This is a genomic window from Polyangium sp. y55x31 (assembly GCF_029946505.1).
Classification (GTDB): domain Bacteria; phylum Myxococcota_A; class Polyangia; order Polyangiales; family Polyangiaceae; genus Polyangium.
The window spans coordinates 37,542-50,837 of sequence record NZ_JARZHG010000051.1 but is presented as its reverse complement, the minus strand read 5'-3'; the positions used below and the strand labels follow the sequence as shown (position 1 = coordinate 50,837).

Here is a 13,296-nt window from a genome sequence, read left to right as displayed (position 1 = left end):
CTTCCCGCCTCCCTGTTCGTTCTCCAACCTTCCCGGAGCCTCCTCCCCATGCGCCTGCCCAATGAGACAGCTTCCTCCTGGGTTCTCCTCACGTTTGCATCCTTCTCGTGGTCTTCCCTCTGCGCCTGGGCGGAGTTTCCGGACCTCAAGCCGACCGAGCGGGCCGAGATCGAGAAGCTCGCGCATTCCCTCAAGACCCATATCGACTCCCTCCTGAAGGAGGCGCGCGACACGCAGGAGGCCCAGCTCTTCGGCCGCCCCTCCGCGCAGGCCAAGCAGAATGCGACGCTCGTCTTGCTCAAGCGCAGAATCGACGAGGCGCTCGCGCTCGTCACGATTCGCCTCGGTGGGGGCTCGAAGAAGCACCCCGCCGTCCTCTCCTTCCTGCCGGGCCTGCTCACGGGCTTTTCGCGCGCGCCGATCGACCAGCGCCCCAAGCGCGCGAACGAGGCGGCCGCGCGCCTCGAAGCCGGCGAAGACTTTGGCGAACGCGCGGCCCTCGTGGGCAAGTTGAAGGACGCCGCCGAGCGCGCGCAACAAGCGATCCACGCCAATGACGGCGCGCAGATGGGCTGGTCGAAGGAGCGCTCCGAGGAGCTCGTCGCGAAGGGCCGATTGCGATTGGAGCTCGAGCGCGTGCACCGCTCGCTCGGCGCGCTGTTCCCGGGGCAACGGGACTTCGTGGAGTCGTTCTTCCTGAAGGGCGAGAAGCCGAGCGAAGGCACGAGCGAGGACGAAACGGCCGGGACGAACGAAGAGCCCTGAGCCGGGCGCACCACGCGAATCGCGGCTTCCTCGACTCGCCCGCCGCCCGCCGACTTCTCCGCATCCGGAAGATCGTTCGCCCCTCTCGTCCGTAAGAGGTCGGGCCGCCGCGCCCGAGGAGCTGGCCACTCCCGCGAGGCGCGCCCCCAACGAGGAGCCGACGATGCTACCGAAGGTGATTGCTTTGTTCACGGCCACCCTGCTCGCCGGGTGCGCCACCGCCGCCCCGCAAGCCCCCGCCGCGAGCCCGACGCACGAAAGTGATGCAGCGGCTGCGTCGAAGACGCCCGCGCAAACGACGCTCGTCATGGCCTCCGGAGGCGACGCCGCACAGGGACCCGCGAGCGACGCGCCTCGCGAAAATGCCTCGTGGATCGGCGCCGCGCCCGCGAGTGATTTCATTCTCCGCAGCCAGCGCGAGACCTTGCTCGGCGTGTGGGTCGACGTTCCCACAGCCGCCAAGATCGCCCGCGCCAAGAGCGCGCTCGCGCTCGTCATCGATACGTCCGGCTCCATGTCCGGCCCCAAGATCCAGCACGCGCGCGCCGCCGCGCATCGCATGGTCGACAGCCTGCCCGACGGCGACATCGTCTCGATCCAGGCCTTTTCGGACACCGCCGAGGACCGCATCGCGCCCTTCCCGCTCGACCCCGAGACGCGCAGGACCATGCACGCCGTCATCGATCACCTCAGCGCGGCGGGCGGGACGAACCTCTTCGACGGCCTGCGCCTCGCCGAGCTGCGCGTCGCCTCCGCGCCGTCTTCGCACCCCGTTCGCCGCGTCGTCGTCATCTCCGACGGCGTCGCCACCGTCGGCCCGACCTCGCCCGAATTGCTCGGCGCGATCGCGGAGACCGGCGCCGAGCGCGGCATCCAGGTCACGGCCCTCGGCGTCGGCCTCGACTACGATGAGCGCACCTTGAACACGCTCGCCGTTCGATCGAGCGGTCGCATGCACCACCTCGCCTCGCCCGAGGACATGGCGAACGTGCTCGCCGAGGAGACGCGCCTCTTCGCCGGCACGCGCGCCACCGACGCCGTCGTGGAAATCGTCCCCGCGCCGGGCGTCACCATCCTCTCCGTCGCCGGCGCCCGCGCCACGCCCGTCGCGGGCGGCGGCATGCGCGTGCCCCTCGGCGCCATGTTCGGCGGCCAGCACCGCGAAATGGCCGTGCGCGTGCGGGTCGACGATGCCGAGTCGACGCTTGGGGCTTCGGATCGCCTTCGGCGTCCTGCGCCCCAAACCCCCACCGCCAGCGGCGCGCGCCCCCTCGCCAGCGTGCGCCTGCACTTCCGCGACCCGGCGGAGCAGGGTTTGCCGCGGGTGCAGGAGGTCGTGGCCCGGTTCGATCTGACCGACGATCCCGCGGTCGTCGCGCGAACGGAAAATGCTCGCGCCCGCACGATCGCCGCCGTGCACGAGGCCGCGGAGATCTCCATCGCCGCCGCGCAGGACGTGAACGCGGGCCGCTTCGAGGACGCCTCGAAGGCCCTCGCCCAGGCCGAACAGCGGCTCAATGCGGTCGCCGCGACCGTCCGCGACGAGAAAGAAAAACAACGTGTCCTCGCCGCCGCGCGTAATGTGAGCGCCGCGCGCCAGAGCGCAGGCTCCGCCGCCGCCGCGCCCCCCGCGCCTGCCGCCCGCCGCGCCCGCGCCCTCGAGATCAACGCCGCCGCCATGCACGACGCCGGCTTCTGATCCTCCTCGTTTTGCACGGTCCGGACGAACGTTCCGTTCATCCAGAAATAGTGGATCGATGCGCGGAGCCGCGGGATCATGCGATCATGCGTATCCGAATCCTCGCTCTCCTCGTCGTCGCCGCGCTCTCGTCCGGATGCGGTGCAGAAGAGCCCCTCTGCCTCGGCGACGACGTCTTCTTTCGCGGCGCATGTGTCGATCCCGTGCGCCGTTACGAGCCGGCCGCGCAGCTCGACGCCGACAACGTCGTCGCCTACGGCGAGCCGCTCCAGGATCTGACGCTCCCGCCCCCGCCGAAGAGCGGCTTCCGGATCGTCGCCCCGCCGCGCACGCTCGCGCCCGGCGAGGAGATCTCGTTTTGCCTCTCGTGGCCCATCCCCGCGCTCAAGCACGACATCGTGCACGGCGGCCGCCTCTACACGACGCCGGGCCTGCACCACTCGAACATGGTCGCCAAGCCCGTCCAGCCCGACCTCGGCCCGAACCCCTATCCGAACTGCCATCCGGGCGCGGACGATCCCTTCTCGAACGTGGGCGCCGGCATCCCCGACGTGCTCTTCGCGAACTCGACGCAGGTGGTCGGCGAGGAGACCATCCAATTCCCCGAGGGAATGGGCTACGTGCTCGACACCACGCGCGAGATCTCGACGAGCATCCATTTCCTGAACACGAAAACCGAGCCGCAGCGGATCGAGCTCGCCTACGATTTCTTCACGATGCCGAAAGACGAGCTCACGCAGGAGGTCGCCCCGTTCGTCGTGCAGATCTCGGACTTCTCGATCCCGCCGCACACGACCGAGAGCGTCGGCACGACGTGCACCGTGTTCGGCGGCCACGTCGTCTCGTTCATGCCCCACACCCACGACCTCGCGCAGGAGTTCACGGTGGATTTCCTCACGGCGGACGGAGGCTCCCGCCGCGTCTACGAGGACGGCACCTACGATCTCGCGAGTGACATCCGAAACTACGATCCGCCGCTCGATCTCGAGGGCGTCACCGCGATCCGCCACGCGTGCCTGTTCGACAACACGCGCGACGTCGAGGTCCACTACGGCCTCGGGCTCAACGAAATGTGCATCCTGTTCGGGTACATTTATCCGCCCGTGAAGCAGTTCGCCGGCCTCGTCTCCCAGGACGGCAAGCCCTGTTCGTCCCTGCAGCTCGGCCTCTTTCGTTGACCCCCGCGCGGGGATCGGGCCATGATCCCCTGCGTGAAACGAGCGACCGCGGGGTTCGTCCTCGCCTTGATCCTGGCCTATGGCTGCGTCGCGCCGCCGACCGGCACCCTCGGTCCCACGCCCTCTGGCAATGGCGGCTCGGGCGCGGCCGGCGGGCCGCCGGACGATTACTTCACGGCGAAGGAGCTCTTCGACCTGAACGTTTACCCGATCTTCGCCAGCAAATGCACGCCGTGCCACACGCAAGGCGCGAACAGCGCGCCCATCTGGCTCGGCGCCGAGGAGAGCTCGTCGTACGCGAAGATCGAGGGGTACCCGAAGCCGCTCATCGCCCACCCCGACAACAGCCTGCTCCGCCTGAAAGGCGAACATACCGGCCCGGCCCTCGCCATCGAGGACGATACCCTCGTCACGGAATGGCTGATGAAGGAGGTCGACGAGCGAGGGCTCTTCGGTGATCCCACGTTCGAGCCGGATCCGGGCGCGGGCGGCGCAGGCGGCGAAGCAGGGGCGGGCGGCGCGGGCGGCGGCGGAGGCGCGGGCGGCGGCCCGACGAGTGATACGACGTTGCTCGAGGCGCTGGAAGCGTTCGGCGCGTGCATGCAGTGGAAGGACTGGGAGTCCACCGGAATGGTGAACCTGCCTAATCAGCCGACGGCGGCCGGCGCCTGCAAGACGTGCCATTTCGCGGGGATGGGCGGCAATTGGCTCTCGGGCGACGCCGCCGCGACGTTCGAGAAAAACCGGCTCTTTCCGTACATTCTGAAAATCGCCGTCGGCACCGTCGACGAGACCGGCGCGTTCCTGGATCTCGTGCCCGCGCGGCGCCACATCGACAAGGGCAAGGAGAGCCAGACGTGCGATCAGGAGCCCTGCCATCCGGCGTTCTTGCTGTCGCCGGAGATGGAGACCGCGGTCGAAAACTTCTTTTTGCTGTCGTACGCGCGATGGAAGCAAGGGCTCTGCGAGCCTTAGGCCGGAGGGCGTTCGTCCTCGCGTTCACCCTCGCCGCGCTCGTCGCCGCAGGCTGCAAGCGCGAGCCCGCGGAGGGAGGCGAGGAGGTGACGGTCGCCGCGGCGACGAGCCTGCGGAAGGTGTTCCCCAAGCTCCGCGAAGGCTTTGGCGCGACGCATCCAGGCGTCCGCGTGAGCGCGACGTACGGGGCCTCGGGCGAGCTCGCGCGGCAGATCGAGGGCGGCGCCGGGGTCGATCTGGTGATCGTCGCGGCGAGAGACCCGATCGACCGGCTCGCGGCCGGCGGGCACGTGGACGCCAAACGGGCGCGCGTGGTGGCGACGAACGAGCTCGTGCTCGTCGGGCCAAAGGGCGGGCCGAAGCTCACATTCCAGACGCTCGGGACGGCATTACCGCCCGGCGAGAAGATCGCGATCGGGGAGCCGGGCGCGGTGCCGGCGGGGCGCTACGCGCGCGAGGCGCTGGAGAAGCTCGGGTCCTGGAAGGCGCTCGAGGGGCGCGTGGTGCTCGGCGGGAACGTCGCGGCCGTGCTCGCCTACGTCGAGCGTGGCGAGGTCGCGGCGGCGATCGTTTATCGTACGGAGGTCCCCGGCGCGGCGGGGATCGAGGTGCTCGATGGCGGAAAGGGAGAATGGGCGCCGAAGCCCGAAGTCTGGGCTGCCGTCACCACGAAGGCTCGCTCGCGCGCCGATGCGGAGGCGCTGCTCGATTTCATCGCGGGCCCCGAGGGGCAGAGGATCCTCGCCTCGTACGGGTTTGGCCCGATTCCCTAGGGCCGTGGTTGCCCGGGCCGGCGGTCCGGATGCGCCGGACAAACACGCGATACCACAGAGGTGTCGGGGCGCCGACGCCGCGACCGGCGAGGGGACGCCGCGCGAGGCCTGCCTTGTCCCTACCCGCGCGGCTCGACCCCGTATAAGCTCGCCGTCGGTGCAGGAGGCGACGGACAAGGTACGGCGCGCGCGCAGAGGGATCGCGATCTACCTCGTCGTCCTTCTTCTCGTGAGCGCGCCGTTCCAGGTGGACATTGCGCTGCACGGCATGGTGCCGACGAGCTTCGTGCCATTCGTATGGGTCCCCTGCCTCGCGTCCGTGGTCGCGCGGTTCGTCCTGCGCGAGGGGTTTGGCGACGTATCATTCCGCCTCGACCGACGCGCGGCCTGGGCGATGATCCCCGCGCTGATCTATCCGGTGGTCGTGGCGTTGCCCGCGTATGGGCTCGCGTGGGGCACGGGCATCGCCGCGCTCGATCCGCCGAGCATGCATCCGCTCGGGTTCGCCATCCCCGGCAGCACGCCGGGAGAACGTTTGCTCGCGGGCGGCATCATCGCGCTGACGATCGGCCCGCTCGTGCTTTCGGTGCTCGCGCTCGGGGAGGAGATCGGCTGGCGTGGTTATCTCTTGCCGCGCCTCATCGACGCGCGCGTGCCGCATCCGGCGCTCGTGACCGGCCTCGTGTGGGGATTCTGGCACACGCCGCTCATCCTGAGCGGCCACTACAACCCGAGCCCGTCGCCGATCCTCTCGCTCCTGTTCTTCGTCGTGGCGTTATGTGGACAAAGTTATTACGCCGCGCGACTGCGCCTCGATACGGGGAGCGTCTGGCCGCCCGTCGTGCTCCACGCGGGGTGGAACGCGATCCTGGTCTCGTTTTTCGGGGCGTCGACCACGGGTGAGCATGCGGCGCTCTGGGCGAGCGAGGGCGGGCTTTTGGTCGCGCTGTCGAGCGCGGTCCTCACGTTCATCCTGCTGCGATGGCGGCGCGGCCAAGAGAGCGCGCCGAGCAGCCGTTCGTCCGCGCTCGGGACCGTTCGGCTCTGAACGATCAGCCCGTGTCGAGCGACGTCGCGTCGATGCCCCAGAGGATCGCGTCGATGAGCCTCTGGTTCGTGGTGCGCAGGCGCTTGGCGACCTCTTTCAGGAGGGCCAGCAAGAACTTCGAATACACGCGCGGGTTCGCCTCGAGCTCGCGGTAGAGCGTGTCGCGATCGATCGTGTAGAAGAGGCACTGCGTCTCGGTCTGCACGTTCGCCGAGGCCGACTGGTCGTCGATGACGTCGAGCTCGCCGAAGAAGTCGCCCGCGTGCAGGCGGCAGATCACGGTCTCGACGTCGCCCTTCAGCCGGCGCGACACGACGACGCTGCCCTCGGCGATGATGTAGAGCACGTCGCCGGCGTCGCCCTCCCAGAGCACGACCTCCTGCGCGGGGAAAGGCAGGAGCTGGACATGCGCGGCAAACTCCTCGATCTCGTCGGGCGACCAGGCCGCGAACAAGGTGACGCGCCGGAGCATGCGGGCGCAGTCCTTGATTTGGTCCTTGCGGAGGGGGCGCGGGGTGAACTTCATCGGTCTTGGCCTCGGGATCAACGCGTCAGTCGGTGCGCGAAGGCCGCCACGAGGACGGCGACGACCGCGACGACGCTGACGAGCGAAGTCACTCCATACAGGAAGTAGGCGCGTTCGTCGCTCGTCATGGGGCGCGTCTTCTTGCCGCGGAGCTGATCGCGGATCCTCTCGCGCAGGAAGCGGCGGCTGTTCTCGCGCAGCGCGGGGATGCGCACCCAATCGCTCAGGATGTGATAGCCGTCCGACTCGATGAAGAGGCAGGGGTAGAGATTGCCGAGCGCGAGCGCGACGATCGTGACCGCGACGAACCAGAAGAACGAGGAGGGGATGCCCGGAGGCAGGATCCACGCGACGATCGCGCTCACGCTGCCGATGAGCAGGCCCGAGAGCGGGCCGGCGAAGCTCACGGCCATGCGCGCCTTGCGGGTCGACATCCACATGTCGGTCACGTCGGCGTAGACGCTCGGCACGAGGCGGTTCATGAACGTGAAGCCGAACGCCTTCACTTCTCGGCCGAAGTGCTTGCACGCGAGCGCGTGCGAGAGCTCGTGCACCACGATCGTCGCGGCGTGGAGGATCAGGAACACGGGCAGGAGCAAGGCGTGGCCCATGTGCAACACCTCGGCGCCCGAGCCGCGGCCCGCTTGCTTGACGAGCGCCACGACGCCGACCGCGAGGACCGCGCCGTAGATCGCGAAAGCGGGGCGCGAGAAGAGCGGGCGCACGCGCTGGTAGAGCGCGGTGATGCGTTGATCGACGTTCGAGAGGCGCAGGTCGAGCCGATGCAGCCGCGTGAGCACCTGCGAGCGCAACGAGGTGGGCTCGTCGGACAAAGACCGCCGGACGAGGTCGGTCTGGGGGATGACGATGAGCTTGTTCTCGCGTGCGCGCGCGAGGAAGCGCTGGATCACGCGGAAGTCGAAGGAGCCGAACTTCAGGAAGTACGCCGTCGCGACGTCGCGCAGCGTGTGGAGCCCGTCCATCTTCTGCCAGAGGAAGTACTCTTCCTCGTTGAGGAAAAGATAGCGATCCCCTTCGAGCTGGCGGATCACGTAAAATAACTTGCGATCCTTCCTCGATTGGGCCTGGACCTCGTAGCTTTCCTCGGGGATGCGGCGCGGGCGCACGGTGAGCGCGACCTGGTTCGCGACGTATCGTTTCGTGACGAATCCGCCGCTCGATCCGTTCCCTGCATCTCCGGAACCAGGCCGAGATCGAATGAGGAGCTCGAGCTCGGGCTTCGACTTGTCGCTCATGAGCTCCTGCGCACGATCTCCCGCCCGGTTCACGTTATCATGCACGTCCCCCGAGGCAAAGATCCGTACGGCCTTCTCCTTGACAAGGAACGCGAGATCGCTGTATCCAGTGGCACGATCTCCTTGTCCGTAACATCGAGCGTCGGATCGCGGGTCGAACGAGAGGTGATGTCATGTCGAAGAAGAGCGTGGAAGAGCTCATTGGTCGCGCCCTGACGGATGCAAAGTTTCGGGAAAAGCTCCTCGCCTCCCCGGAGTCGACCCTCGTGGAGGAGGGATATGAAGTCGGGCCCGAGGTGATCGAAGCCATCAAGTCGACGAGCCCGGCCGAAGTCCAGGCCGTCGCGAAGGAGTTCGAGAGCCAGATCGCGCAGCGCAAAGCCGCGGCCTGATCCCGACGACGCACGTCGACGCGTCGCGTCCGGGCCCCTACTGCCCGGTAAATTCCTTGAACGATTTCTTTCTTTCCTGGGACAACACGCCCACCGAGCTGCTCCGGCGCGCCCGAGCCGAGCTCGAACCATTCTTCGATTCCGAGGCGCCCGCATGCATCGCGGCGCGGGCCCTCGGCGCGCTCCAGGGCGGCCATGCGGCCGCGGTCGCGCGAAGGCTCGTCCTCGTCGCCGCCGCCGTGCACGCAGCAGCACGTTTCCCCGCGCCACCCCCGGCCATCACGGAGGAGCGGCCCCGCGCCGCGCTTTCGGCCGCGGCGTGGCTGCTTCTGGCGGCGCGGGAGCGCGCGGGGAGCCGGTTGCCGAACGTGGTCGAGGTCGCGTTCGATGGGGCCATCGAAGCGCTTGGAGGTGCAATCATCGGGGAAGAGGCGCCCGAGGGGAGCGCGGAGGCGTACGGGCTCGAAATGGTCCTGCCGGCGCTTTGCGGGCACGAGGCGTCTCCGGTTTGCGAAGGCGCGGGGCTCGCTCTCGGGAAGCTCCTCCGCCTTGCGAGCGAGGTCCACGCGCTGTCACGGCCGCGCCTCGCAGGGCCCCGTCCCCGGCTGCTCGCGCGGCTCGCTGAAGGCGCGGGGCAAGCCGGGCCTTTCGCGCTGGCCCTCGCGCTCGCGCAGAGCCCATTGCCGGACCGTCTGCCGCTCCTCCGCACCCTGGGGCATCCCGCGACGGCAACACGCGTCAGGGGCCACGCAGAGGCGCTCGCGGCCGACGTTCCGCGCGGGGCCACGGGGCAGGCGGCCGAGGCCCTGGCCGCGCTCGCGGGCGCGCTCCTCGGCTCGATCTCGCGGGGGCTTTCGAGCGCGCGTTTTATTTCGTTGATGCCGAACGCGGCGCGGCCGGACGAGGAGCTCACGCGGGCGATCCGGCTCACGCGTGACGCGCTCGTGGCCGACACGGCGCTCCGCGAGGCGTGGGAGATCCAGCGCTGGGGAGGTTTTTGCGAGGAGCCGCGCCTCGCCCGGTTGTTCCCCGTGGGCGTGTGTTTGCTCGCGCTCGACGCCGCGGGCGTGGATGTGTCGGCGCGGATGATCCCGCTGCTCGGGCGTCGCGAGCCCGATGGATACCGCTACTACGAGGGATACACGGGCATCGCGCCGGACTCGGATCTGCTCGGGCTCGCGCTGCAGATGGCCGTGCGCTGCCCGGAGCGTGATCGGCTCGTCGCCGAGCTTTCGTGGCCCATCGAGGTCCTCGTGCGCAACGTCGGCGAGGACGGGTGCTTGCCGGTTTGGCTGGAACAACACCTGCGCGAGCCCTTGCCGGAGGGATCGCCGCGCTGGGAAGGGCACGTGTGCGTCGCCGTCGCGGTGAACGCGTGCCTCGGCCTCGTCGAGGCCGAAATCCCCCTGCCGGAGGGGTTTTTCGATCGGGTGCTCGCGTGGATCACGCGCACCTGGGACGCCGAAGGAATGCGGGCTGTGTACTTTTACGGCGCGCCGTACACGCGGCTCCTCTTCGCGCGGCTCGCGCGGGTGGTCGATCGTGTCCCCGGCGATCCGGCGCCGCGGAGGCAGCTCCACGCGATCGTCACGCGGATCGAGGCGGAGATCTCGAGCTCGGTCGCCGACGACGGAGGCTGGGGCAGCCCGCTCGCGACGGCCTGCCACCTCGAAGTGCTCGCGACGAGCCCTCGAAGGACGAACTTCGATCCGTTTCCGGCCGTCACGTACCTCGCGTCGAGGCAGGGGTATGACGGCTACTGGCCCTGGGAGCCGTTTTTCTGCTGTCCCGGCAAGGACGGCGCGCCGGCGGCGTTTGGCGCGCGGGCGGTCACCTCGGCCGTTTGTCTGGGCGCGCTCGTCCGGACGCACGCGCGCGCCACGCGCGGCTCATGAGCGCGCGCCGCCGAGGGCGCGGCGGAGCGACATCACCACGATCTGCCGGTCGAGGGCCTCGATCCAGGCGATCCGCTCCGCCGTGAACGCCTCGAACCCCGGCAGCGATAACACGCGCGCCGCCTCGGCCGCGCGCTCGTGCCACGCGACGGCCGTCTTCAAGGTGCGTCGAAGCAGTCCGCCCTCGTAGAGTTTTCCGCGCAGCGCCTCCGTGAGCTGCTCCCGGGCCGCGTCGCGCGAAGCTCCCTCGGGTTCGGCCGCGATGCGCGCGAGGCTCGCGTGGTCGAGGCCCGCCTCCGCGAGCAGGTACGTGCGCTGACCCGCGAGCAGATCCCGGGGCCAGCCGAGGACGTCGTTGGCGAGCCCGTACGCGACGCCGAGCCGATGCACGAGCCGAGAGATCTCGGGCTCGGCCGCGTCGAGCCGGTCCACGAGCGCCGCGACGGCGAGGAGCGGGACCCGGGCAAACGCCACCTTGTCGCAGTGCTCCTCGAAGAGCGCCTCCGGGTAGGGTTCGTCCGCGCGCACCACGCGTTGTTCGAGGGCCGTGAAGCGGGAGAACGTGACGAACGCCCGGTCGAACGCGTCCCAGAACCCGCGGTGATCGCCGACCGCGGCGCGGAGGAGCCCGAGCATGCCCGTGAAGCAGGCATTTCCGAGCAGGAGCAGCTCGCGATCCGCCCGCTCCGGGTCGTCGAGCACGTCGTCCTGGATGCGGACGTAGACGTAACCGAGCATCGTGCCGGCGAGGATCCGGGGAAGGGCGTCGTCGAGCGCGCCGGGGTCGCGGCCCGCGCCGACGAGCCCGTCCCGGAACCAGAGCGGCATGTAAAGCAGCGGCGGCGCGAGCGGGTTCTGGAAGTAGGCGCGATGGCGGACTTCGCCGGCAGAGACGGCGGCGAGGAAACGCGTCGCGAGGGCGTCGAGCGGGCTCGGGAGCGCGGCGAGGCGCGCCTCGACGATCGACCACGCGGCGTCGGTGTCCGCGCGCCGGGCCTGGTAGCTCGGGAAGGGCGTGTCGGAGACGTTCACGGGTACGAGGTGGAGGGCGGGAGGAGGGAGATACGCGTCGGCTCGGGCACGACGTCGGAGGGCAGAATCGCGAAGACCTCGACGGGCTCGGGCTTGCCGCGAATGCGCAGCGGACCGAGCTGACGCGTGCGGAAGAGCTTTTCGACCGCGTGGTGCACCGTGGCGGACACGAGGATCTGCGTGCGCGTCTCCTTGTTGAGCGCTTCGAGGCGCGCGGCGAGGTTCACGGTGTCGCCGATGACGGTGTACTCGTGGCGCTGCGAGGAGCCGATGTTGCCGGCGACGACCGGGCCCGCGTTGATGCCGACGCCGATGTCGAGCCGGAGCATGCCGCGCGCTTCGAGCTCGCGGTTCATGACCTGCAGGGCGTCGAGCATCTCCAGCGCGGTCCGGACGGCGCTCTCCTCGGGGTGCTCGATCGGATAGGGGACGCCGAAGAGGGCCATCAATCCGTCCCCGAGGAACTTGTCGAGCGTGCCGCCGTTCTTGAAGACGATGTCGACCATCGTCGAGAAGTAGCGGTTCAAAAGCTCCACGACCTCTTCGGGCTGCATCATCGTGGAGAGCTGCGTGAAGTTGCGGATGTCGGCGAAGAGCACGGTCGCCGTCATTCGCTGGCCGCCGAGGCCGATGCTCTCGGGGTTGTTCAGGACGAGGTCGACGACGTCCTTCGAGAAGTACTTGGCCAAACGATCGCGGTGCTGCTCGAGGCGCTCGCGCGCGAGGCTTTCGGTGGCGGCGCGCAGGATGAGGCGGCGGGAGTTGCCGGCGATGACGGCGGCGAATATGCCCGAGATCGCCGCGAAGACCACCGTGTACACGCAATCGTCGAGGTTCAGGCCTTCGCCGATGTACACGGCGTGCGGCAGCCACGGGACGGACAGCTCGAGCCGCACGTATGCGAGGAACGAGAACCCGAACAGCATGACGAGGAACGCCGAATACAAGCCGGCGAGGACGCTGTAGCGCAGGCCCGCCATCACGCCGAACGCCGACATCACGACCCAGGTGACGGCCGTCCGGTAGACCTCGTACACACCCGAATAATTGAGAAGGTTTCCGATCAATCCGACGTACAAAAGGGAAATGTCGACGGAGATGGAGAGGTACTTGAGCCAGCGGTGGTAGCGGTCGCGCCTGCGGAGCACGAGCCAGACCGCCACCGCGTAGGCGATCCAGGAGAAGCCGACGAGGCGAAAGATGAACGTGGACTTCTCGGTCTGCGCTTCCGGAGAGACGAACAGAGTGACGATGAGGGAGAACCCCGCGAAGACCGCGCGCACGTAGTTGACGAGCCGCTCGCCGGCCATTTCCTGATTCTGGAGGATGGCTCGGACCTCGTCTGGGAGCCGCTCACGGGAGAAAATTCGCTTCTTCAGGTTGTCGAGCACGGCTCTCTCGGACCAGTTCGAGGGGGGCCCGATGGGACAAGGAAGTGCTGCCCGCGTCAAGGGGCGAGTGACGCGCCGGGGCTCTTCGGGACAACCCCCGCGCTCGCCGAGACCGCTCCTGTGCGCGGCGATGTGCTCGCGGCGCACGGCAGCGTGTAGTTTGTCGGGCCCTCGTCGCCGCGGACGGACGCACCCCCAGGCGAGCGCCGCGGCGGATTTTCCGGGCCGCTGGGAAGGCGGACGGAGGCGGGCGTCCGGCGGGTACGTCGGCCCGTCCCGGGTCGAGCGTGTGAGCGGCCGAGCAGGCGGGCGACGTCGCTGCGGGCGGAAGGAGGGGTGGGGCGCAGTCCGTGCCTACATGGCCGC

The 13,296-nt window shown here is 69.1% G+C and carries 12 protein-coding genes; 8 read left to right on the top strand and 4 right to left on the bottom strand.

The genetic code is table 11. The features are described 5' to 3' along the window. The first annotated feature begins 48 nt into the window (after window positions 1-48). From QHF84_RS45455 to QHF84_RS45430, 6 genes are all read left to right on the top strand, one after another. The gene (locus QHF84_RS45455; RefSeq protein WP_281319878.1) at window positions 49-765 is read left to right on the top strand and encodes a hypothetical protein; all 717 of its coding nucleotides are present in this window, start codon (window positions 49-51) and stop codon (window positions 763-765) included. Between the two features lie 163 nt (window positions 766-928). Next, entirely contained in the window at window positions 929-2,464 is a 1,536-nt protein-coding gene (locus QHF84_RS45450; protein ID WP_281319877.1) for a VWA domain-containing protein, read from the top strand. 86 nt (window positions 2,465-2,550) lie between these two features. Continuing rightward, complete coding sequence (locus QHF84_RS45445; RefSeq protein WP_281319876.1) at window positions 2,551-3,642, top strand: hypothetical protein; 1,092 nt, start codon at window positions 2,551-2,553, stop codon at window positions 3,640-3,642. A gap of 33 nt (window positions 3,643-3,675) precedes the next feature. Next, a complete protein-coding gene (locus QHF84_RS45440) occupies window positions 3,676-4,617 on the top strand; it encodes a hypothetical protein (RefSeq protein WP_281319875.1) in 942 nt (313 codons plus the stop codon). Beyond that, complete coding sequence (gene modA, locus QHF84_RS45435) at window positions 4,590-5,390, top strand: molybdate ABC transporter substrate-binding protein (RefSeq protein WP_281319874.1); 801 nt, start codon at window positions 4,590-4,592, stop codon at window positions 5,388-5,390. The genes QHF84_RS45440 and modA overlap by 28 nt, the downstream gene beginning before the upstream one ends. A 157-nt stretch (window positions 5,391-5,547) precedes the next feature. After that, entirely contained in the window at window positions 5,548-6,438 is an 891-nt protein-coding gene (locus QHF84_RS45430) for a CPBP family intramembrane glutamic endopeptidase (RefSeq protein WP_281319873.1), read from the top strand. A gap of 4 nt (window positions 6,439-6,442) precedes the next feature. On the opposite strand, the gene QHF84_RS45425 is transcribed toward QHF84_RS45430, so the two are convergent. Beyond that, complete coding sequence (locus tag QHF84_RS45425) at window positions 6,443-6,964, bottom strand: cyclic nucleotide-binding domain-containing protein (RefSeq protein WP_281319872.1); 522 nt, start codon at window positions 6,962-6,964, stop codon at window positions 6,443-6,445. A gap of 17 nt (window positions 6,965-6,981) precedes the next feature. Next, window positions 6,982-8,253: a M50 family metallopeptidase gene (locus tag QHF84_RS45420; protein WP_281319871.1), complete on the bottom strand. Its 1,272-nt coding sequence runs from the start codon at window positions 8,251-8,253 to the stop codon at window positions 6,982-6,984. A 140-nt stretch (window positions 8,254-8,393) separates the two neighbouring features. Here QHF84_RS45420 and QHF84_RS45415 point away from each other — a divergent pair, with 140 nt between their 5' ends. After that, on the top strand, window positions 8,394-8,612 hold the full coding sequence (locus QHF84_RS45415) for a Franean1_4349 family RiPP (RefSeq protein WP_281319870.1): 219 nt from the start codon (window positions 8,394-8,396) through the stop codon (window positions 8,610-8,612). 56 nt (window positions 8,613-8,668) lie between these two features. Then, window positions 8,669-10,507, top strand: coding sequence for a hypothetical protein (locus QHF84_RS45410; RefSeq protein ID WP_281319869.1), 1,839 nt, complete (start codon window positions 8,669-8,671; stop codon window positions 10,505-10,507). Here the strand turns inward: QHF84_RS45410 and QHF84_RS45405 are convergent. Continuing rightward, a complete protein-coding gene (locus tag QHF84_RS45405; protein WP_281319868.1) occupies window positions 10,502-11,539 on the bottom strand; it encodes a hypothetical protein in 1,038 nt (345 codons plus the stop codon). The genes QHF84_RS45410 and QHF84_RS45405 overlap by 6 nt on opposite strands. Next, window positions 11,536-12,930 carry an adenylate/guanylate cyclase domain-containing protein gene (locus QHF84_RS45400; RefSeq protein WP_281319867.1) on the bottom strand — a complete coding sequence of 465 codons (1,395 nt, stop codon included), beginning with the start codon at window positions 12,928-12,930 and terminating at the stop codon, window positions 11,536-11,538. Before QHF84_RS45400 ends, QHF84_RS45405 begins: the two co-directional genes overlap by 4 nt. Window positions 12,931-13,296 lie beyond the last annotated feature (366 nt).